The organism is Janthinobacterium sp. PSPC1-1, assembly GCF_049897625.1.
Taxonomy (GTDB): Bacteria; Pseudomonadota; Gammaproteobacteria; order Burkholderiales; family Burkholderiaceae_D; genus Janthinobacterium; species Janthinobacterium tructae.
Map to the genome: position 1 here is coordinate 203,932 of NZ_JAFCWP010000008.1, position 20,937 is coordinate 224,868.

Below are 20,937 nucleotides of genomic sequence, written 5' to 3' on the forward strand. Positions count from 1 at the left end.
TTTATCAGCTAATCGCGTGCCAGCGGCGGCAATGCAACGCCGCAGTTCTTGCAGAAATTGGCATCGTCATCGAGCCCTTCTTTCAGGCACGTGGGACAGGTACGCGTGGTCACCAGCTTGGAACTGCGCTGTACCGTCATTTCGGCACTGATAATGCCGGTAGGCACTGCCAGGATGCCCCAGCCGAGCAGCATCATCAGCGAAGCGATGGTGCGCCCGATGTCGGTGCGCGGCGTGATATCGCCAAAACCCACCGTGGTCATGGTGCTGATGGCCCAGTATATCGACGTGGGAATGCTGCTGAAGCCGTGATCCGGCCCTTCCACGACATACATCACAGTACCCAACAGAAAGACCACCATCATGACAAAAGACAAGAAAATGAGGATCTTGCGCCGGCTGGCCAGCAAGGCCCGCCCCAGCACCGTGTATTCATGCACATAGGACGTGAGCTTGAGGATACGGAACATGCGCAGCAGGCGCAAAATACGCACGTCGATCAGCACGTGCGCGCCCGGCAGCAGCAAGCCGATGTAGGTCGGCACGATGGCCAGCAAGTCGATGACGCCAAAAAAACTCTTGGCGTAGCGCACCGGATGCTGCAGGCATGCCAGGCGGGCAAAGTATTCGATGGTAAATAAAATGGTGAAAAACCATTCCAGCGCCGTCAGCCAGGTGCCATAACGCTCGGCCACGGAGGCGACGCTGCTGAGCACGACCACCGTCACGCTGATCAGGATGGCGGCGATCAGCAGCAGGTCGAAGGCGCGGCCCGTGCGCGTTTCCGCCTCGAAAATGACGGTGTACACCTGCTCGCGCCAGCCCCGCTCGGGCTTGCCAAATTTTTGCTGCGTTTCCTGCGCCGCCAATTGCTGCGGCGTCAAGGGTGCCGCTGCGCTCTTCGTCGCGGCTTTCATGTGGGTAGTGTGCTCATATACTATTATTGTATAGATAATTTACAAAGCACGGCGACACGCACGGTTGCGCTACAGCTTTCACTACAACAACACTACGACAACTTCTTCGCCAGCAACACGGCATTACGCCGGTCGCGTTCGGCTTGCACGATGTCCGTCGTGCGCGCCTCCGACAAGCCCACCGTGTGCAGCACGGTAGCCGTCAGCTGCAGCGCCGACTCCAGCGCCTCGGGTACGACCAGGGTGGCGCCCGCCTGTATCAGGGCCACCGCATGCGCCTCGTCGCGCGCGCGCGCATACACGGGCAGCTGCGGATATTCACGGCGGATCGATTTCACGGCATGCAGCACGGAGGCCGCATGGTCCATGGTCAGCACCACGGCAGCAGCCCGGTCCGCATTGACTTTTTGCAGCAGTTCCGCGCGCGACGCATCGCCGAAATACACGGGGAAACCGCGCGGATGCAGGGTCGTCACCAGGCGCGCATCATTTTCAATCGCCACATAGGCGATATCCTGTTCCGTCAGCACCTTCGCCAGCAACTGCCCCACCCGGCCGAAACCGGCGATGATGACGGTGCTGCCCTGCGGCGGCGGCGCGCCGTGCGCCAGGTCGGCCAGCTGATGGTGGTGGCGCCGCTCCCACCAGTTGCCGAACGCGCGCGCCGCCTTGGCCAGCGCCGGCGTGGCAAACAGGCTCAGGCCCACCACCAGCATGACGAACTGCGCCACCTGCGGACCGATCAGCTTGGTACCCAGCGCATACGCGACGACGATAAAGGCAAATTCGCCACCCTGCCCCAGCAGCACGCCCGTTTCCACGGCGCGCCCCCAGTGAAAGCCGCCGATGCGGAAAATCACGCTGATGACCAGGGTTTTCACCGCAAACAGACTCAGCACGGCCAAGGGAATCAAAATCGGCGACTTGAGGATTTCGCGCACGTCGATCTGCATGCCCACGGACATGAAGAACAAGCCCATCAGCAAGCCCTTGAAGGGCTCGATCGTCACTTCCACTTCGTGGCGAAATTCCGTCTCCGCCAGCAGCAAGCCGGCCAGCAAGGCGCCCAGCGCCATCGACAGGCCCGCCAGATACGTCAATCCCGCGATGCCCAGGGTGCTGAGCAAGGTCAGGGCCATGAACACGTCCGGCTGGCGTTTTTTGACGAAAAACTGGAACAGCGGGCGAATGACCCTGCGCCCCAGCAGATAGATCAGCAGGATGGCGCCGGCCGATTTCACGGCCGCAAAGCTGAGCAGATACGCCAGGTCGTCGCTGCGCCCGCTGGCGAACACGTCGATCAGGATGAACAGCGGCACCACCATCAAATCCTGGAACATCAAAATGGAAAAACCCGCCTGGCCGGCCGGCGTCTGCAGCGAGCGCTGGTCGGTCAGCAGCTGCATCACCACGGCCGTGGACGACAGCGACAGCACCAGGCCCAGCACGATGGACGCTTCCAGCGACAGGCCGAAGTAATACGCGACGCCGCCGATCAGGCAGGCGCTGACGGCCACCTGCCCCACGCCCGCGCCGAACACCCAGCGCCGCAGCGCCCACAGCCGTTCGGTCGACAGTTCCAGGCCGATCATGAACATCAAAAACATCACGCCCAGCTCTGCCAGGCCGCTGACCTGCTCGGCACGCACGAACGAGAAATACGTCAGCCACGTGAATTCACCGGCCCACAGGCCGAAGCCGAACGGGCCGAACAGGGCACCGACGGCCAGGAAACCAAGCACCTGGTTAACTTTCAGGCGTTGCAATAGCGGAATAAAAATCCCGGCCAGGGCGAGAAACAGCAGGGTTTCTCGCAAATACGGTAAGGCGTGTTGCTCTTCCAAAATAGTCCTAACTAAATATCATTCTTGCTGAATTGGTAGTGTCGCATGCTGGGCCACGGCGAAGCAGGCCCACACGCGATATTTTTTGCCTAAGAGCAACACATCCGTTCTCTATTTCGGCGGTGCCAGCATGTCGGCACGGGGGCGGTCCCAGCCCGGCACGTAGGCGGGACACGGGCGGCTGCGGAACTGCTGCAGCTCCACGGTCGTAAAATTGGGCAGCATGCCGGGGTTGAAACGCACATCCGTCAGCTTGTCCGCATTCAATCTGGGCATGCGGGCAAAGCGGAACCAGGCGTCGACATAGCAATTGTCTTCCTGCAAGGTGCGCAAGGCAGCCAGACTGCCCGCCGCCTGCGCGGAGACGGCGATGCCGGGCGCCAACTGCTGTCCTTGCTTGCCCGTCTCGGCCAGCCCGGCCGGGCAGGCGGCAGGCGCCAGCGACTCGGGCAGCAGGCTCAGGGTGCCGCGCCGCAAGGTGTACACGTCGGTCTTGCTGTCGAGCGAAACGTAAATCCAGCACAGGGGATTGCTGGGAAACGCCGTCATCGCCACATCCCACACGCGCGTGCCGGGATCCAGCCGCTGCACGGCCGCCTCGATGCGCGTACGGCCGATGGCCGAGGCCACGCCCTGCGTGCCGATGAAGGTGGCGGCCAGCGCGAAGGCCAGCAGCAGCGCTCCCCGTCCCCGCTCGCCGGCCCGCCCTTGCAGCACGGCCAGCACCACGCCCAGCCCCAGCAAGACAGCCAGCGAAGCGGGCGCCAAGTAGGATTTATAGGTGAAGAAACACAGCGCCGCCGCCAGGGCGGCCAGCAGCACGCTTTTGACGATGCCGTAGCGCAAGGACATGATCACGGGCACGCCCAGCAGCACCCAGAACATGGGTTCGACAATGAAAACCATGTCGCCATACAGCCAGCGGCTGTCAAATGGATAAAACGGGTGCAAGCCATAGGAATTGAGGAAATCCATGCCCATATGCAAGCAGAATCCCAGCAGCAAGCAGGCCGCCAGGCCCAGCCGGGCGGGCACGCTGTCCTTCAACAGGCGGCGTGCGCCGGGCCACAGCAGCCACAGCAGTGCCAGCAACAGCAGCGCCTGCGGCAAGGCCAGCAGCAAGGTATGCGTGTGGCCACGGTGGTGCAACATGTAGCCGAACGGGCGCGGCAGCAGCTTGGTCAGCACCAGGTCCAGGTCGGGCGCGTTGCTGGCAAACCAGGCTGTAAAGAGAAACAGCGCACGCCGGGTGCGCTGTGCGGGGGCCTGCGGCTCGGGCGGCAGGCTGCGGTGTACCAGTTCGCCGACCCCGAGGCCGATGACCGAATGCGTAATATTATCCATAGGGCAATTTTACAGGATGCGGCCACCCCAAGAGCAAAGGCTGGGGTCGTACCCTCAGGGTACGACCCCGGATTCTGCCATTGGGTTTGTTCAATCAAGCGGCTAGAGTGCCTGTAAATCTTCCCCGCGCATACCCACCAGCAAGGCGCGCCCGTCCGGCATCACGCGGAACTCGCCATAGCGAGCCTTTTCCCAGCGCGTCGCCTCGCCTTCCTTGAAGAACCAGGCATCGCTGACCAGCACCCAGTTGCCATCCTTCGGCGTCAGCTCGAGCAGGAATTCGCCGGGCGCCAGCGCCTCTTTGGTGTACGGGCGCAGCAGCTCGGCCACGCCGCGCGCATCGCGCCTGGCCACCACGAGGGGCCGGCCGGGCGCCCGGTCCACGCTGGCCAGGGTGCTGAGGACGCCGAGGTTGACGAAATTGAGGCGCATGTAGTCGCCCTGCATCAGCGAGCGGGGATCGACGGGTTCCAGCGCCACGAAGATGGCTTGCCCCTTGGCGATCAGCTGCTCTTTCTGCCAGATGCCGCCATTGGCGACCAGCAGCACCAGCAACAAGCCCCCCAGCACGCCGAGACGGACATTGCGGCTCTGGGCAGCCACGGCCGATGGTTTGCTTTCCACCAGGTGCAGCACGGCGCCGCGCGTAGCCAGCCACGACAGGGCGCACAGCACGGCGCCGGCCACGGCCAGCAGCGCCGCCTTGCTGGCCAGCGGCCAGGCCAGCTGGTAATAAAAGCTGCCGATGACCCACGCCGCCGCCAGCGCGGCCGCCACGGCCACGCGCGTGCGCCCGCTCGTCACGCAGTATGCGAGGACCAGCAGCACGGGCCCGAGCGCCGGCATGAACCACGCCAGCACGACCAGCACCAGCGCCACGCCGATGGCGGGCAACTGGCGCAAGGCCGGCCAGCGCCATCCCGTCCAGGCAGCGGCCGCCGTGGCCAGCACGAGCGACACCCCATTTAACGCCTGCGCATACCAGGCGCTGGTCTGGTGCCGGCTTACTTCGCGCGCCACGTCGCCGGCAACACCACCGCCCAGCGCACCGCCCAGCATGAAGGTCATGCCGGACCAGAAGACCAGTCCCAGCAAGATGGCCAATACCCACCCCGTCGACAGCGATTCCAGGAAGGCGGCGACGGGCGCGCCGCGGCCATCGTTGAAGGCCTGCTTCTGCAGCCAGTGCGCGCCCAGCCAGAGTGCCAGGGCCAGCATCCAGGCCAGATACAGTTGCGTTGGATCGTTCTCGAAAATCCAGTCGCGCGTGCTATCGATGATGCCCAGTCCCAGCAAACCGCAGGCGACCAGTCCCAGCAGCACACGCAGCCAATCGCGCGGCAAGGCGGCGGCCACCACCAGGCAGGCCAGGCACAGCAGCAGCGAGGCAATCTGCGTGGAACAATCGCGGTACAGGGCATAACCGAGCAAGCTGCCGCCCACCAGCAGACAGGGCACGGCCAGCTGCTCGACAAACAGCGCCACGCCGCGCGTGCGGATCAGCAGCACGGCCACCACCAGCACGATGGCGGCCACGACATACGCGCCGGGACCGTGGCGCACGATGCTCTCCAGGCCCGCGCCCAGCGCCAGGACCAGGGGGATGGCGGCCAGCCAGGCGCCGAAGGCCGTCATCAGCACCAGCGGCCACGGCCTTACATCCTGCAGCGGCCGGGCGGCGCCGGGCGGCAGCAGGCCGGCGCGCGTGGCGTCGTCGATCAAGGTGGCGAGCGCATCGGCTCGCTGACTGTTCATATTGCTCATGCCGCCTCCTGGCGCGTGCGCCACAAAATGCCTTGCACGGTCAGCGCCAGCAGCACGGCCGCAAACAAGCCCAGTATCACCAGCCTGCCGATGCCATCGCCATTGCCACCGCCATTGAACAGCATGTATCCCAGCCCCCACACCAGCAGGGTGTTCAGTCCCAGCGCGACGGCGCTCAGACCGAACACGTCAAACAAGCTGCGCGTGGCCAGCAGGACGGCGGCGATGGCCAGCAAACCCAGCCCGGCCCAGTACGGCGATTCGACTTCGCTGCCGAACAGGGCGCTGACGGCCGTGCCCGTGATAAGGATGGTGGCGAGCACCAGGCCCAGGCGCAAGGCCCAGCTGCCCGCGCCCGTCCAGCGCGCCAGCAGGGGCGAGACGAACGCACAAGCCAGCAGCACGGCCAGCCAGCCGCTGACGAAAATGGACAAGTCGGCTGAAGCGATGCGCCAGCTGTGGTGCGCATGCGCCTGCATCCACAGGGCGGCGGCCGTCGAAAAAATCAGCATCCACGGCGTCCACAGCACATCGCTGCGCGCCACCAGGCACAGGGGCAAGGCCAGCGCGGCCCACAGGGCGAACAGCTGCCACGGATCGGCGCCCGTCTGGTACGTCTGACCGAAATACGCGAACAGGCCGCCGATGGCCAGCAAGGCCAGCAGCAACAAAGGGACTCTCGCCTTGGGCACGGCGAAGGCGCCCACGCAGGTGGCGGCCAACACGCCCTGCAGCAGGGCAAAGCGGCCCATGCGGCCCAGGTCTTCCCAGTTGGCGGCGACCCAGCAGATCAAACCCATGCCCAGCAGTGCGGCGCCCAGCACGGCCACGCCGCGCGGCAGCCAGTAGGCCAGGCGCGCGGGTTCGCGCTGGAAGCCGGCCACTTCCTGCAACTGCCGGGTTTGTTGGGCATCGAGCGCGTTGGCCGAGGCGAGTTGGTACACGGCGAGGCGTAAATCCATCGTCTGCTTTCTTTGTCAGGAAATAGGGAGCGTCAGGTCAGCGCTCGACGCTCACGCCGCGCCAGAAGGCGACGTGGCCGGCAATCTGCCTCGCGGCGTCCTTGGGCTGGGGGTAATACCAGGCGGCGTTGGCATTCGTCTGGCCATCGACGACAAGGTCGTAATAGCTGGCCGTGCCCTTCCACGGGCAGATGCTGGTGTGGCTGCTGGGACGCAGGTACTCCTGCGTCACCTTGGACAAAGGAAAATATATATTGTTTTCAACGACTTGCACCTGCGCATCGGTGGCTTGCGCGATGACGGCGCCATTCCAGCTGGCTGTTGGCATTTGACTATCCTCCCTCTGCGCCGAGTGTAGCGCAAAAAGTCTGCCATGGCGCGCGCCATTGGCGCCCCGCTCAAGCGCCAGCGATGATCTGGCGCAAGGCTTGCTCAAACACTTCGGGAGGCTGGCCGCCGGAAATCAGGTGGCGCTCGTTGATGATGACGGCAGGCACCGAGTTGATGCCGTTCTGCTGGTAGAACCGCTCCTGCGCGCGCACCTCGTCCGCATAAGCATCGGAGGCCAGCACCTCGGCCGCTTTCACGCCATCGAGGCCCACCTTGCCGGCCACGGCCAGCAGCACCTCGTGCGAGGACGGATTCTGGCCCTGTGTGAAATACGCATCGAACAGCGCCATCTTGAGTGCCTTCTGGCGCCCTTCGAGCCCGGCCCAATGCAGCAGCCGGTGCGCATCAAACGTGTTGTAGATACGGCCGCGCTTGTCCATTGCGAAGGTAAAGCCCAACTGCTCGCCGCGCGCGCGGATCGCTTCGCGCGACTGCGCCATCTGTTCCGGGCTGGAACCGTATTTGCGGGCAATGTGTTCGCCGATATCCTCGCCTTCGGCCGGCATACTGGCGTTCAACTCGAAGGGCTGGAAGTGGATCTCGGCCTGGACGCTACCGTCCAGCTTGTCCAAGGCTTGCTCCAGCGATTTCAGGCCGATCACGCACCAGGGGCAGGAAACGTCGGAAACGAAGTCGATACGGATGGGAACGGGTGTGGCGGGAGTGGAACTCATGGTGGGCAGCCTTTGCGCGAGTCGGTGGCGGCCGCACCGCGCGGCGCCGCAAGCACAGCATATGCGTGCGGGCCGCGGGAAATCAAGCGCTTACTTCTTCTTGCCAGCGGCCTTGGCCGCGTCCTTCTTGCCACCGATCTTGCTTTCCTTACCAGAGAGCAAGTTCGCGATGTTCTGGCTGTGGCGGTAAGCCAGCAGCACGCTCATGACGATGACAGCCAGCAAGATGGGATCGAGGCCGAACAGCAAGCCATAGTAAAACGGCGCGAACAGGGCCGCCACCAGCGCTGCCAGCGAAGAATAGCGGAAGGCGTAGGCGATGATCAGCCAGGTGGCGAGGGTCGCCAGGCCCAGCCAGGGATTAATCCCCAGCAACACACCGAGGGCCGTGGCCACGCCTTTGCCGCCGACGAAGCGGAAGAACACGGGCCACAGATGGCCGAGGAAGACGGCGATGGCCACCAGGGCCACGGCCGTGTCGCCCACGCCCAGGGCGCTGGCAAAATGATCGGCCAGGAACACGGCCAGCCAGCCCTTGGCACCATCGCCCAGCAGGGTCATGACGGCGGCGCCTTTGTTGCCGCTGCGCAGCACGTTGGTGGCGCCCGGATTTTTCGAGCCATAGGTGCGCGGATCGGCAATGCCGTAGACCTTGCTCATCACCACGGCAAACGATATCGAGCCGAGCAAGTAAGCGGCCACTGTCATTGCCACGGTTGTGATTACTGGATTCATTTCTTCCCTTTATTATGTTTATTGCACCAGCGTCGAGGCTGGCGCAGCAGAATATACACCATGCTCCATGCCCCGCAACAGGCTTTGGACGATTTCCTTAATCCTGCAACGCGCACTGCACCGGCTTGGCATTGAGCAAATCCATGAGTACCTGCGGCGCCAGCGAGACGAGAAAACCGCGCCGCCCGCCATTGATGTAGATGCGCGGCAAGTCCAGGATGGATTGCTCCACGTACACGGGCATCGCTTTTTTGGTGCCGAATGGCGAGGTGCCGCCGATCATGTAGCCGGAATGGCGCTGCGCCACCTCAGGCTTGCAAGGCTCGACGGACTTGCAGCCGATGCCACGCGCCAGGTTCTTGGTCGACACCTTGCAATCGCCATGCATGAGCACGATCAACGGCTTGGCCGTCTCGTCCTGCATCACCAGGGTCTTGATCACCGCATGTTCGGGCACGCCCAGCTCGCGCGCCGAGACGCTGGTGCCGCCGTGCTCCTCGTAGGGATATGGGTGTTCATCGAAGGAAACCTGATGCTTGCGCAGCAGCTGCGTCGCCTGAGTTTCGGAAATATGCTCTTTTTTAGCCATGCGTGATACGCTGATCGTTCAGTGAGGAGTGCTAATTATGCAGCAAGAAATCCGCTTTGCCACATTCAATGTCTGCAACCTTGCCCCCGCCGGGGCGAAATTGTATGACAACCTGGAGCCATTGAGCCCGGCGCAATATGAAGCCAAGGCGGAATGGACGGCGCGGCAAATCGACCTGCTCGACGCCGACGTGATCGGCTTCCAGGAAATTTTCTCGCAAGCGGCCTTGCGCGACGTGCTGTCGCGCACGCGCCATTACCGCACAGCCACCCTGGCCGGCCACGATGCGATGGATGCGGCAGGACGCATGCTGCCCACGGTGGCGCTGGTGTCGCGCCTGCCGCTGGCCGGCGCCGGTGTCACCTGGGCGAGTTTCCCGGCCGGCGTGAGCGTGTCCGCCGATGACAACACCTGCCGCTTCGCCCGCGCACCGCTGCACGTGCAGGTTATCTTGCCGGGCGGACAACTCACGGACGTCGTCGTGGTGCACTTGAAATCGCGCCGGCCCGACTACCGCCATGGCGACGGCAACGACGCGGCCGCCTACGCACTGGCCAACCTGCGCTCGCTGCAGCGGCGCGGCGCGGAAGCGGTGGCCCTGCGCGTGCTGGCAAGCGAACTGGGCCACAGCAGCCGTCCCCGCATCGTGCTCGGCGACTTCAACGACATCGCCAATGCCGTCACTACGGCCATCGTCATGGGCGCGGGCGCGCCGTGCGAACCAGGCATGGAAATGCGCGCGCGCCTGTATGACGCCAACGCCATCCAGCTGCGCCAGGATGCGGCGCGCCACGTGGGTTACACGAATATCCACGACAGCGCCTACATGACGATCGACCACATCCTCGTATCCGAGCATTTTCATCACGCCTCGCCGCGCGCCATCGGGGTGTTGCAGGAAGTGACTTATCTCAACGACCATTTACTGCTGGGCCTGCCACACGCCTCCGACCATGGCCAGGTGCTGGCGCGCATCAAGTTGCTGGGAAATATTGACTAGTTCAATAATTTCGCCAGAACACTACCCGCGACTTGCGCGCTGGCATAGCGTCCCTGGTATTGCTGGCAGCCCTGCCCCCGCAGATAAGCCAGCTGCTGCGCCGTTTCCACGCCTTCGGCAATCACCGTCAATTGCAGTTCGCGCGCCATGGCGATGATGGTGGCGGCGACGGCCGTGTCAGACTCGCCGGCCGCGGTGGGCAGGAAGGATGGATCGATCTTGAGTTTATCCACCGGGTAATGGCGCAGATTGGCCAGGCGCGAATAGCCGGTACCGAAATCGTCGATGGCCAGCCTGGCGCCCAGCGCGCGCAGCTGCGCCAGCACGCCGGCCAGGCGCGCGCCGCCCTTCATCAGCAAGGACTCCGTCACTTCCAGTTCCAGGCAGGCGGCAGGCAAACCCGACACGGCCAGCGCCTCTTGCACGCTGAGCAATAAATTATTGTGCAGACATTGCGCCGGCGACAGGTTCACGGCCACGCGCCAGGCCTGGCCCGCATCGTGCCAGACGCGCGCGCGCCGGCAAGCTTGCTGCAGTACCCAGTTGCCGATCGATACCATCAAGCCGCACTCCTCGGCCACGGCGATGAAGCGCTCGGGCGGCAGCACGCCCAGTTGCGGGTGGCGCCAGCGCAACAGCGCTTCGGCGCCGACGACTTTCCCGCTGGCGACATCGAGCGCGGGCTGGAACTCCAGCATGAATTCATCGCGGCCCAGCGCGGCGCGCAAGCCCTGCTCCAGGCTGGCCCGCTCGACGATTTGCGCATTCATCTCGGCATTGAAAAACTGGAAATTGTTACGCCCGCTTTCCTTGGCATGGTACATGGCGATATCGGCGTTGTGCACGAGGGTGTCGATGCTGTCGCCATCGCTGGGAAAGATCGCCACGCCGATCGAGGTCGACACCTGCAGTTCGTATTCGCCCAACTGATAGGGCTGCGTGACGGCATGCAGCAGGCTGGACGCCACATGGGCCACCTGGTCGATGCCGCCCACCTCGGCCAGGATGATGACGAACTCATCGCCGCCATGCCGGCTGACGGTGTCGACGCCGCGCACGCAGCGCACCAGGCGCCGCGCCACTTCCTTGAGCAGCAAATCACCCACGTGGTGGCCCATGCTGTCATTGATGTGCTTGAAGTGGTCGAGGTCCAGGTACAGGATGGCCAGCATGCTCAGCTTGCGCCGCGCGGCCGCCAGCGCCTGCGACAGCCGGTCCAGCAGCAGCACCCGGTTCGGCAAGTCGGTCAGGAAATCGTGCTCGGCCAGGTGGCGCGTGTGCTCCTCGTTTTTCTTGCGCTCGCTGATATCGCTGAGGATGGCCAGGTAATTGCTCAATTGCCCCTGGCTGTCGCGGATGGCCGTCAGCGACAGCCAGGCCGGATAGCGCCCGCCCGCCTTGCGCTGGCCCGCGATATCGCCTTGCCAATAGCCGTTGGCCTCGACTTCGTCCCACACATGGTCGAAAAAAGCCGGCGCGTCCGGCTCCACGCCGTGCTGGACGAAAGGCTTGCCCAGCATGTCGTCCAGGCTGTAGCCGCTGATTTCGCTGTACGCGGGATTCATGCTGACGACGCGCTGCTGCGGGTCCATCACCACGATGGCGACACTGGCATGCTCGATGACCTGCATCGACAAGTACAGGTCCCGCTCGGCCAGTTTGCGCGAGGAAATATCGCGGATCACGGCGTAAAACAGATAGGTGTGGTCAAGCGTGACGGAAGTGAGCAGTACTTCGCCCCAGAACAGCTGGCCCGCGCACGTCTGATAGCGCCAGTCGTAGCGGCAGTTGCCGTCGGCGTGGGCTTGCGCCGCCAACTGCGTGCCGCGCAACGACGACAATGCGCCATCGGGCTGGCGCAGCGGCGAAAAGTCGCTGAGGCGGCGCCCCAGCAGCCGTGGCCGGTCTTCACATTGAAACAGGGCAATGGCGGCAGGATTGGCTTCGGCGATGTACTCGTCGCGCAGCAATACGATGGCGTCGGCGGACTTGTCGTACAGCTGGCGAAAATTGTCGCCCATCAGCAGCAAGGCACCCAGCGCGGCGCCATCCTGGCCGCTGGCCGTGATGTCGACATCGATGCACACCACTTGCCGCACGCGTCCGGCCTGGATGACGGGAAACACGGTGGAACAGATGCAGCGTGGCGCGGCCCCATCGGCGTCCAGCTTCCACAGGCGTGTGCTGCGCGCCTTGCCGCTCTCCCACACGGCCGCCAGTTCGCCGGCCCCCTCCTCGGCCAGGCTGGCGGCCTCCGGCAGCGAAGCGGCCACCCTGGCCCACGGCTGGCCCAGCGCCAACTCGGCCGCCACGCCATACAAGCGCGCCGCGCCGGTGCTCCAGTAGCGCACGATGCCGTCGCGGTCGATGCCACGCACGGCCAGGCCAGGCGCCTGTTCGACGGCGGCGACGATGATGGACAGCAAGTCGAGTGCCTTGGCGGCCGGCCCCGCCTGCGGTTCGGCAGCGGCAAGCAGGCGCCCCGGCGACGGCGCGGCTCCGACAATCCGATCAGACATCAGGCCCCCCGTGGCGTGGCGACGCGGCAACCGGCGGCGTGTGGCCTGTCCGGTGGCGCAACCATCCCGACCATTCTTGCGCGCTGGCGAATCGGCTTCTTGAGCATGCGCAAGCATCGTGACGTGCGCGGCATGCATGCTGGCAGTGGTCTTTGGTCGCCGTTTTTTGCATTTCAGCCCCGATTTTGTGCAATCTGTCGCACGGCGATGGCGGCCGGACTTGAATCTTCCTAAAGTGGCAACATGCGCATCGCCGTGAACGGCCGCAGCGGCAGGCGTGCTGCCTGCGGCCGCCACGGCGATGCGCTACCCGAATTCCCTCCCGGCCAGCGACAGGCCGGGTCCGTACCGAGACCTGGCGCCGAGCCCCTGCGCCGCTCCTGAAAAAAAATCTATGAAAAACGAGACCCTGCCCCCCGCCTCTCCCCTTGCCGCCACGCGCCGCCGGCGCTGGCGTACCCCCGTGCTGATCCTGGTCGTGCTGGGCCTGGCCGGCGGCGGCTGGACGGTGATGCAGTCGAAGCAACAGGCGGCCAAGGCGGCCGAACAGCAAGCGAGCAAGAAGAAGGAACAGGAAAAGACGCCCGTGCATGAACTGGCGCAGGGCGACGTGGCCGCCATCGATGCGCGCGCCCTCAGCATCAGCCTGCCCCTGTCCGGCTCGCTGGCGCCCGTGACCCAGGCCACCATCAAGGCCAAGGTCTCCGGCGTGATCCAGGAAACGACCTTGCAGGAAGGCCAGCAAGTGGCCAACGGGCAAATCCTCGTGCGCCTGGATGCGGCCGACCTGCGCGCCCGCCTGACGCAGCAGCAAGCCATGCTCGACGAAGCGCAGGCGCGCCTGTCCATGGCGGCCAAGAATGAGGCGAACAGCCAGGCCCTGCTCAAGCAAAAATACATTTCTCAGACGGCCTACGACACGACGCAAAACTCCGTCGACCTGGCGCGCGCCAACGTCAAGTCCGCCGCCGCCATGGTCGATATCGCCCGCATCGCGCTGGCCGACACGGTGATCCGCGCACCGATGGCCGGCATCGTCAGCAAGCGCCATCTGCAGGCCGGCGAAAAAGTCTCGCCCGACATGCCCGTCTACACCATCGTCAACCTGGCGCAACTGACCCTGGAAGCGCCCGTGCCCAGCGCGGACATTCCCCGCATCAAGCTGGGCCAGGACGTGCACTTCAAGGTCGACGGCTTCGGCGCGCGCGACTTTGCCGGCAAGGTCACGCGCATCAACCCCACCACCGAGAGCGGCTCGCGCGCCATGCTGGTCTACATCGCCGTCGACAATGGCGATGGCGCGCTGCGCGGCGGCATGTTCGCCAAGGGCAGCATCGTCACCGAGCGCTCGCCCGTGGCGCCGCTGGTGCCGTTGACGGCCGTGCGCCATGAAAAGCAGGGCCCCGTCGTGTACGCGCTGGTGAACAACAAGGTCGTCGCCCAACCCGTCACACTGGGACTGCGCAACGAGGATGAAGGCTATGCGGAAGTCAAATCCGGCCTGGTGCCGGGCGCCAAAGTCATCATCGCCAAACTCGATGGCGTGAAACCTGGCCACAGCGTGACCTTCGCCGCGCCCGCCGCTGCCCCTGCTGCACCGGCGGCCGTGCTGGCACGGAAGGATTAAGCCATGTGGATGACCAAAGTCAGTATTCAAAACCCCGTCTTCGCCACCATGGTCATGGTGGCGCTGGTGGTGCTCGGTATATTTTCCTACCGGGGCCTGGGCGTGGAAAGCATGCCCAGCGTGCAGTTTCCGTTCGCCGCCATTGAAGTGAACTACCCGGGCGCCTCGCCGGAAGCCGTGGAAAACGACATCACGCGCCCCATCGAAGACGCCGTCAACACCGTCAGCGGCATCAAGACCATCCGCGCCAACTCGTGGGAAGGACGCGCCGGCGTGTACCTGGAATTCGAGCTGTCGACCAACATGGACAAGGCCATGCAGGACTTGCGCGACAAGGTGGCCCTGGTGCGCCCGCGCTTCCCGAAGGAAGCCAAGGACCCGTTTATCGCGCGCGCCGAAGGCGACAACGAGCGCCCCATCGCCACCATCGTGCTGACGTCGAGCGGGCATGACCTGCGCTCGCTGTCGACCATGACGGAGCAGATCATCAGCAAGCGCTTCCAGGGGGTGGCCGGCGTGGGACAAGTCAAGCTGCGCGGCCTGCGCGCGCGCCAGATCCTCATCAGCATGAAGCCGATCGAACTCAATGCCCAGGGCATCGGCGTCGATGAAGTCATCCGCGCCATCCAGGCGACGAATACCAATTTGCCCGCCGGCTCCATCAGCCATGGTGCGGCCGAACAACTGGTGCGCGTGGAAGGCAAGATCAAGGATGCGCGCGAATTCGGCAAGATCATCGTCGCGCGCCGCGCCATCGGCCCCGTCTACCTGGACCAGGTGGCCACCGTGGTCGACGGCGAGCAGGAAGAACTGTCGATTTCGCGCATGAACGGCCAGCAAGCCGTGACCATGGAAATCACCAAGGTGCAGGACTCCAACGTGGTCGAAGTGGGCACCGGCATCCTGAAAGTGGCGGCGGACCTGCAAAAGACCCTGCCGCCCGATATCACCCTGCGCGTGCTGGACGACGAGTCGGAACGCGTGCAAAGCCAGCTCAATAACGTCAAGCGCACCATCATCGAAGGCGCCGTGCTGACCATGGTGATCGTCTTCCTGTTCCTGCACTCGTGGCGCTCGACCATCATCACGGGCTTGACCCTGCCGATCTCCGTGCTGGCCAGCTTCATCGCCATGAAGGCGTTCGGCTTTACCCTGAACTTCCTGACCCTGATGGCGCTGTCCCTGTGCATTGGCCTGTTGATCGACGACGCCATCGTGGTGCGCGAAAACATCGTGCGCCACCTGGGCATGGGCAAGAACCACTACAAGGCGGCCAACGACGGCACCAATGAAATCGGCCTGGCCGTGATGGCCACCACGTTCGCCATCGTCGCCGTGTTCGTGCCCGTCGCCTTCATGGACGGCATCATCGGCCGCTTCTTCCTGCAGTTCGGCATCACCGTGGCCGTCGCCGTTCTCGTCTCGCTGTTCGTCAGCTTCACGCTCGACCCCATGCTGTCGTCCGTCTGGCGCGACCCCGTCAAGGACCGCTTCAAGTACGTGCCGTGGCTGGGCCGCTTCATGGCCTGGATCGAGACGGGCATCGACCACCTGCACGTCTGGTACGGCAAGGTATTGAAAGTGGCCCTGCGCTGGCGCAAGACCACGCTGGCCACCGCCGTCGCGCTGTTCGCGGGCAGCCTGATGCTCGTGCCGATGATCGGCGGCGAAATGTTCCCGGAAACGGACCAGGGCTGGGTCAACCTGCGCTTCAAGACGCCCGTCGGCTCCAGCCTCGCCTACACGGATTCCAAGGTGCACCAGATCGAAACGGCCCTGAAGGAATTTCCCGAGATCGACAGCCTGGTGGCCAATATCGGCACGGAGGAAGGCCGCAACACGGCCGAAGTGAACCTGAAGCTGACGGACATCAAGACGCACAAGCGCCGCTCGCAGCAGGAATTGGAAAAGCTGATCCGCGAACGCCTGGCGCCGATTGCCGGCATCACCCTGTCGGTCGGCAACCGCCCCATCTTCATCGCCATCCTGGGCACGGACGAAGGCAAGCTCGATGCAGTGGCACACCGCCTGATGGACAAGATGCGCACCATCAAGGGCCTGGCCGACATGGAATACAGCCAGGAAGGCGCCAACCCGTCGACCACGGTGAAGATCAACAACGAACTGGCCAGCGACCTGGGCTTGTCGGTGCAGCAGATCGGCAATGCCCTGCGTCCGTTCGTGGCGGGCGACACGGTCAGCCACTGGCTGGCGTCCGACGGGCAAAACTATGACGTCAACGTGCAGCTGCCCAAGTCGGGCCGCCAGAAAGTGGCCGACCTGGCCGACCTGTCGCTGGCGTCCAGCAAGCTCGATGCGAATGGCAAGCCGGTCATGATTCCGCTGCGCCAGGTGGTCGAATTCGTACCGTCGTCCAGCCCGCAAGTGCTGAAACGCCAGGCCTTGCAGCGCCGCGTCGCCATCTATGCGGGCGTGCAGGGCCGCCCTGCCGGCGACGTCGACGCCGACGTGCAGAAGGCCATCAAGTCCATCGACCTGCCACCCGGCGTGCGCTTCGACGTGGCCGGCAATGCGCAGCAGATGGCCGAGACCATGGGCGGCGCGATGATGGCGCTGGGGATCGCCGTGATCTTCATCTACCTGGTGCTGGCGTCGCAGTTCGGCAGCTTCTTGCAGCCGATCGCCATCATGGTGTCGCTGCCGCTGTCCCTGATCGGCGTCCTGCTGGCTCTCCTGATTACGGGCAGCACCCTGAACATCTTCTCCGTGATCGGCTTCATCATGCTGATGGGCCTGGTCACCAAGAATGCGATTTTGCTGGTGGACTTCACCAACCAGCGCCAGCGCGAGGGCCTGGGACAGTTCGAAGCGTTGATGGAAGCGGGGCAAGTGCGCTTGCGCCCCATCCTGATGACGACCCTGGCGATGGTCTTCGGCATGCTGCCGATGGCCATCGGCATGGGCGACGGCGGCGAATCGCAAGCGCCCATGGGCCGCGCCGTCATCGGCGGCGTGATTACCTCGACGCTATTGACGCTGGTGGTGGTGCCCGTCGCCTACACCTACCTCGACAGCCTGGGCAAGCGCGCCGCACGCTTTTTCGGCGGCAGCGAACATGCTGAATCCGCCGACGATGGCAAAGCACACGCCCACTGATAGACCGGTCGCCTTCACCGTCCCCGCATTGGCGGGGACGACGCGGCGGCTTCCTGAAGAGAGCTTCAGTTGACCAAAGCGGCCCCACTGGCTAGACTGTCCCCCGTTATCAATGATATGGAGTGACTCGTGGGTGCTTGTTCCAGTGACAGTAGTCGATTGACCATCGGCGATCGGCCTTAGGCAAGACGCGCGCATTCCGCCCGCCTGGCCCATGGCAAGGTGCGGTTTTACCAGCGGCGATGTCCATTCGCTGCCACTTCCCTCCTCATCGTTCCACCGTTATCGCCTGCTGCCCCCTTTCGGGGCGAATTGTCTTCGCCCTTGCACTCGCCTGTTCCTCCCCAGCCGGGAGAAACTGATGGTGGTATTTGATTTTGCGCTGCGCGTTGCCGCGGCATTGAGCCTGGGCGCCATGATCGGCGCCGAACGCCAGCTGCGCCAGCGCATGGCGGGCCTGCGCACGAACGCGCTGGTATCCGTCGGCGCCTCGCTGTTCGTGATGGTCTCCGTGCTCGAAGGCGATCCCGATGGCCACCTGCGCATCGCCGCGCAGGTGGTGTCGGGCATCGGCTTTCTGGGCGCCGGCGTCATCATGCGTGAAGGGATGACGGTGCGCGGCCTGAACACGGCCGCCACCCTGTGGTGCTCGGCCGCCATCGGAGTGCTGTGCGGCCTCGGTTTCGCGCTGGAAGCGGCCATCGGCACGGGCTTCGTGCTGGTCGCCAACCTGGTGCTGCGCCACCTGGCGCAACGCATCAATGCGCACGGCAGCGAAGCGGGCATCGAGACGGAAAGCATCTACCGCGTCACGGCCGTGTGCGAGGCGGAGCAGGAAGTGCAGGTGCGCAAGCTGATGCTGCGCTTGATCAGCGGCATGCCGGCGCTGATGCTGCAATCCTTGCACAGCGAGGACGCGGCGCAGGCCGGGCGCATCGAAGTGCGCGCCGACCTGCTCACGCCCTTGTCCAGCCTGGGATTGCTGGAGCAGATCGTCAGCCAGGTCAGCCTGGAAGGCAGCGTCTCGGCCGTGCGCTGGGCGCTGGTGAATAACGCGGAATTTGTCGCCGAGCGGGGAGTGTGATGAAAAATTTTTTCCATTGGTTTGCCAGGCGCGGTCCTGCCATGGCCACCTACCGCCTGACCGTCACTTGTCCGGCCGCGCAAGCCGACCACGTGGTGCGCCTGCTGCTGGCCGAACTCAAGGGCGCGGGCCTGGCCCCGTCGCAAATGCTGCGCAGCTGGGACGAGGCCAGGCAGGTGGTGCAGCTGATCGCCACGGTGCTGTGCCAGGCCGCGCAGCGCGCCGTACTGGTGCGCTTCGTCAACCGCGCGGGCGCCTGGCCGCAAGTGCGGCAGGTGCGCTGGGAAGGCGTGCTGCCCTCAGTTTGAAGCGGGCAGGCGCAGGAGGAACAGCGCGCCGCCACCGGGGCGGTTCTGCGCCTCGATACTGCCGCCATACGCGTGCACGATGGCTTGCGACAGGGCCAGGCCCAGGCCGAAGCCGGGCGCCTCGCCCGCGCGCGCCCTGGCGCCACGATAAAAGCGTTCGAACAGATGCGGCAAGTCTTCCACGCCGATGCCCGGTCCAGCGTCGCTCACACCCACCAGCACATGCTCGCCCTCGCGCGATACATAGACGGTGATGACGCTGTCGGGCGGTGAAAACTTCACGGCGTTATCCAGCAGATTGGCCAGCACCAGATCCACCGGGCCGGCCGCCACCCGCGCGTGCACGGCCACGCCTGCATCGAAGACGATGCGGATGCCGCGCTGCGCTGCCGCCTTTTCCAGGCGCTGCGCGGCCGCACGCACGAGCGGATTGAGTGCAATGGTTTCCACGGCATTGCGCTCCTGGCCCACGTCCAGGCGCGTGAGCATCAAGAGTTCTTCCACCAGGGTCGTCAGGCGCTGCACTTCATCGAGGCAGGACGCCAGCGCATCGACATACTCGGGCGTGTCGCGCGGGCGGCGCAAGGTGATTTCGATTTCCGTGCGCAGGCGCGACAGGGGCGAGCGCAATTCATGCGAGGCGTCGGCCGTGAAGCGCCGCTGCGCATCGTAGCCGTGTTCCAGGCGCTCCAGCATGGCGTTCAGGGTATCGACCAGGCGGCCGATCTCGTCTTGCGTGCCGGGATGGGGCAGGCGCTGGTGCAGGCTGGCTTCGCCGATCGAATGCGCTTGCTGCACCACGTCGTCGATGGCACCCAGCACGCGGCGCGTGAGCATTTCGCCAGCCAGCCCAACGGCGGCCAGCAAGGCCAGCGCCATGGCGCCAAACAGCACGGTGGCCGCGGCCAGCACGTGGTTGACGTCATCGAGCGAACCGGCCACCTGCACCGCCAGGAGCGCACCGGACGCGGGTACGGGGATGGAAACCATGCGCAGCGGCTCCTCGCCGAACTTGGGCAGGGTTTCGAAGACGGTCTCGCCAGCCGCCAGGCGCGCCAGCAGAATGGGTGACGCCGGCAGCTGCGCCGCCTCCAGGTTGCGGCTGCGCGCCAGCACGCGGCCTTCGCCATCGATGATCTGCACCAGGCGGTCGAGCCGCGTCAGGGAAGGCGGCGCCAGGCCCGACGCCACCTCGTGCACCTGCACGGGCTGGCGCGGCGCGGCCGGCAGCATGGCCATTTCCGTCTCGGCCAGCGCCAGCAGGGCCGCATCGAGCTGGCCATGCACGGCGCGCGACAGGCCCCAGTAGCCGGCCAGCGCGGTACAGGCGACGATGGCAAGGATGACGGCCAGGTGCACCCGCAGCAGGCGCTTGCGGAAGCTAGCCACCGTTGTTTTCCGCCAGGCGGAAACCGCGTCCGCGCACCGTGTGGATCAAGGGCGGCAGGCCGGGCGCATCCACTTTTCCCCGCAGATTGCGCACGTGGACATCGATCAGGTTGTCGATGCCGATCAGGTCCGCCTGCCAGATCTGCTCGGCCAGGCGCGCGCGGCTGACCACCTCGCCCGTGTGCCGCAGCAGGATCAACAGAATCGCATATTCCTTGGGCGTGAGCACCAGCGGCGCGCCGGCCCGCGTCGCCTGGTGGCTGACGGGATCGAGCGTCAGGTCGGCCAGCGCCAGCACCAGCGGGCGGCTGATGTCGGAGCGGCGCAGCAGCGCGCGGATGCGCGCCAGCAGTTCCTCGAACTCGAACGGTTTGGTCAGATAATCGTCGGCGCCCATGTTCAGGCCCGCCACGCGGTCGGCCGTGGCGTCGCGCGCGGTCAGCATCAGCACGGGCGTCTGGATGGCGCGCGCGCGCAAATCGCGGCAAAAGTCGATGCCCTGTTTGCCCGGCAACATCCAGTCGAGCACGATCAAGTCGTAAGCGACCGCATAGCTTTCGTCCTCGCCCTCCTCGGCGCTGTGCGCCACGTCGACGACGAAGCCCTCTTCCTGCAAGCCCCGCGCCAGCAGGCGCGCCGCCTTGCGGTCATCTTCCACCAGAAGGATTCTCATG

The 20,937-nt window shown here is 64.9% G+C and carries 17 protein-coding genes; 5 read left to right on the forward strand and 12 right to left on the reverse strand.

The genetic code is table 11. From position 1 onward, the window contains the following. Nucleotides 1-8: 8 nt before the first annotated feature. From ACP7EG_RS23050 to ybaK, 9 genes are all read right to left on the reverse strand, one after another. Nucleotides 9-917 carry an ion transporter gene (locus ACP7EG_RS23050; protein ID WP_426089447.1) on the reverse strand — a complete coding sequence of 303 codons (909 nt, stop codon included), beginning with the start codon at nt 915-917 and terminating at the stop codon, nt 9-11. Between the two features lie 92 nt (nt 918-1,009). Next, nucleotides 1,010-2,761 (reverse strand): cation:proton antiporter, encoded by a 1,752-nt coding sequence (locus ACP7EG_RS23055; RefSeq protein WP_426089448.1) that lies wholly within the window; start codon nt 2,759-2,761, stop codon nt 1,010-1,012. Between the two features lie 111 nt (nt 2,762-2,872). Further along, nucleotides 2,873-4,105, reverse strand: a complete 1,233-nt coding sequence (locus ACP7EG_RS23060) for a metal-dependent hydrolase (protein WP_426089449.1) — start codon at nt 4,103-4,105, stop codon at nt 2,873-2,875. Nucleotides 4,106-4,207: 102 nt separating this feature from the next. Then, nucleotides 4,208-5,869 carry a GDYXXLXY domain-containing protein gene (locus ACP7EG_RS23065; RefSeq protein WP_426089450.1) on the reverse strand — a complete coding sequence of 554 codons (1,662 nt, stop codon included), beginning with the start codon at nt 5,867-5,869 and terminating at the stop codon, nt 4,208-4,210. Beyond that, nucleotides 5,866-6,831 (reverse strand): DUF2157 domain-containing protein, encoded by a 966-nt coding sequence (locus tag ACP7EG_RS23070; protein ID WP_426089451.1) that lies wholly within the window; start codon nt 6,829-6,831, stop codon nt 5,866-5,868. The genes ACP7EG_RS23065 and ACP7EG_RS23070 overlap by 4 nt, the downstream gene beginning before the upstream one ends. Nucleotides 6,832-6,868: 37 nt before the next feature. Continuing rightward, a complete protein-coding gene (locus ACP7EG_RS23075) occupies nt 6,869-7,159 on the reverse strand; it encodes a DUF427 domain-containing protein (RefSeq protein ID WP_426089452.1) in 291 nt (96 codons plus the stop codon). Between the two features lie 70 nt (nt 7,160-7,229). After that, the gene (locus tag ACP7EG_RS23080; RefSeq protein ID WP_426089453.1) at nt 7,230-7,895 is read right to left on the reverse strand and encodes a DsbA family oxidoreductase; all 666 of its coding nucleotides are present in this window, start codon (nt 7,893-7,895) and stop codon (nt 7,230-7,232) included. A 90-nt stretch (nt 7,896-7,985) separates the two neighbouring features. After that, nucleotides 7,986-8,630 carry a glycerol-3-phosphate 1-O-acyltransferase PlsY gene (gene plsY, locus ACP7EG_RS23085; RefSeq protein ID WP_426089454.1) on the reverse strand — a complete coding sequence of 215 codons (645 nt, stop codon included), beginning with the start codon at nt 8,628-8,630 and terminating at the stop codon, nt 7,986-7,988. A gap of 97 nt (nt 8,631-8,727) precedes the next feature. Then, the gene (gene ybaK / locus ACP7EG_RS23090; RefSeq protein ID WP_096237741.1) at nt 8,728-9,219 is read right to left on the reverse strand and encodes a Cys-tRNA(Pro) deacylase; all 492 of its coding nucleotides are present in this window, start codon (nt 9,217-9,219) and stop codon (nt 8,728-8,730) included. 37 nt (nt 9,220-9,256) lie between these two features. Between ybaK and ACP7EG_RS23095 the strand changes: the two genes are divergently transcribed. After that, the gene (locus ACP7EG_RS23095) at nt 9,257-10,219 is read left to right on the forward strand and encodes an endonuclease/exonuclease/phosphatase family protein (protein WP_426089455.1); all 963 of its coding nucleotides are present in this window, start codon (nt 9,257-9,259) and stop codon (nt 10,217-10,219) included. Here ACP7EG_RS23095 and ACP7EG_RS23100 read toward each other — a convergent pair. Beyond that, nucleotides 10,216-12,738, reverse strand: a complete 2,523-nt coding sequence (locus tag ACP7EG_RS23100) for a sensor domain-containing protein (RefSeq protein WP_426089456.1) — start codon at nt 12,736-12,738, stop codon at nt 10,216-10,218. The genes ACP7EG_RS23095 and ACP7EG_RS23100 overlap by 4 nt on opposite strands. Nucleotides 12,739-13,132: 394 nt before the next feature. On the opposite strand from ACP7EG_RS23100, the gene ACP7EG_RS23105 reads away from it, so the two are divergent. The 4 genes from ACP7EG_RS23105 to ACP7EG_RS23120 all read left to right on the forward strand — a co-directional run bounded on the left by ACP7EG_RS23105 (nt 13,133) and on the right by ACP7EG_RS23120 (nt 18,874). Further along, nucleotides 13,133-14,365 carry an efflux RND transporter periplasmic adaptor subunit gene (locus tag ACP7EG_RS23105; RefSeq protein ID WP_426089457.1) on the forward strand — a complete coding sequence of 411 codons (1,233 nt, stop codon included), beginning with the start codon at nt 13,133-13,135 and terminating at the stop codon, nt 14,363-14,365. A 3-nt stretch (nt 14,366-14,368) separates the two neighbouring features. Further along, nucleotides 14,369-17,482, forward strand: coding sequence for an efflux RND transporter permease subunit (locus ACP7EG_RS23110; protein WP_426089458.1), 3,114 nt, complete (start codon nt 14,369-14,371; stop codon nt 17,480-17,482). Nucleotides 17,483-17,846: 364 nt separating this feature from the next. Continuing rightward, nucleotides 17,847-18,566, forward strand: a complete 720-nt coding sequence (locus ACP7EG_RS23115; protein WP_426089490.1) for an MgtC/SapB family protein — start codon at nt 17,847-17,849, stop codon at nt 18,564-18,566. Further along, a complete protein-coding gene (locus tag ACP7EG_RS23120; protein ID WP_426089459.1) occupies nt 18,566-18,874 on the forward strand; it encodes a hypothetical protein in 309 nt (102 codons plus the stop codon). The genes ACP7EG_RS23115 and ACP7EG_RS23120 overlap by 1 nt, the downstream gene beginning before the upstream one ends. Here ACP7EG_RS23120 and ACP7EG_RS23125 read toward each other — a convergent pair. Further along, entirely contained in the window at nt 18,866-20,263 is a 1,398-nt protein-coding gene (locus ACP7EG_RS23125) for a sensor histidine kinase (RefSeq protein WP_426089460.1), read from the reverse strand. The two genes, ACP7EG_RS23120 and ACP7EG_RS23125, sit on opposite strands and share 9 nt — an antisense overlap. Continuing rightward, nucleotides 20,256-20,936, reverse strand: coding sequence for a response regulator transcription factor (locus tag ACP7EG_RS23130; RefSeq protein WP_426089461.1), 681 nt, complete (start codon nt 20,934-20,936; stop codon nt 20,256-20,258). Before ACP7EG_RS23130 ends, ACP7EG_RS23125 begins: the two co-directional genes overlap by 8 nt. Nucleotide 20,937 lies beyond the last annotated feature (1 nt).

Coding starts and splice junctions, on each gene's coding strand:
- ACP7EG_RS23050 (WP_426089447.1), bottom strand. CDS start 917: ATGAAAGCCGCGACGAAGAGCGCAGCGGCACCCTTGACGCCGCAGCAA.
- ACP7EG_RS23060 (WP_426089449.1), bottom strand. CDS start 4,105: ATGGATAATATTACGCATTCGGTCATCGGCCTCGGGGTCGGCGAACTG.
- ACP7EG_RS23065 (WP_426089450.1), bottom strand. CDS start 5,869: ATGAGCAATATGAACAGTCAGCGAGCCGATGCGCTCGCCACCTTGATC.
- ACP7EG_RS23070 (WP_426089451.1), bottom strand. CDS start 6,831: ATGGATTTACGCCTCGCCGTGTACCAACTCGCCTCGGCCAACGCGCTC.
- ACP7EG_RS23075 (WP_426089452.1), bottom strand. CDS start 7,159: ATGCCAACAGCCAGCTGGAATGGCGCCGTCATCGCGCAAGCCACCGAT.
- ACP7EG_RS23080 (WP_426089453.1), bottom strand. CDS start 7,895: ATGAGTTCCACTCCCGCCACACCCGTTCCCATCCGTATCGACTTCGTT.
- plsY (WP_426089454.1), bottom strand. CDS start 8,630: ATGAATCCAGTAATCACAACCGTGGCAATGACAGTGGCCGCTTACTTG.
- ybaK (WP_096237741.1), bottom strand. CDS start 9,219: ATGGCTAAAAAAGAGCATATTTCCGAAACTCAGGCGACGCAGCTGCTG.
- ACP7EG_RS23095 (WP_426089455.1), top strand. CDS start 9,257: ATGCAGCAAGAAATCCGCTTTGCCACATTCAATGTCTGCAACCTTGCC.
- ACP7EG_RS23100 (WP_426089456.1), bottom strand. CDS start 12,738: ATGTCTGATCGGATTGTCGGAGCCGCGCCGTCGCCGGGGCGCCTGCTT.
- ACP7EG_RS23105 (WP_426089457.1), top strand. CDS start 13,133: ATGAAAAACGAGACCCTGCCCCCCGCCTCTCCCCTTGCCGCCACGCGC.
- ACP7EG_RS23110 (WP_426089458.1), top strand. CDS start 14,369: ATGTGGATGACCAAAGTCAGTATTCAAAACCCCGTCTTCGCCACCATG.
- ACP7EG_RS23120 (WP_426089459.1), top strand. CDS start 18,566: ATGAAAAATTTTTTCCATTGGTTTGCCAGGCGCGGTCCTGCCATGGCC.
- ACP7EG_RS23130 (WP_426089461.1), bottom strand. CDS start 20,936: ATGAGAATCCTTCTGGTGGAAGATGACCGCAAGGCGGCGCGCCTGCTG.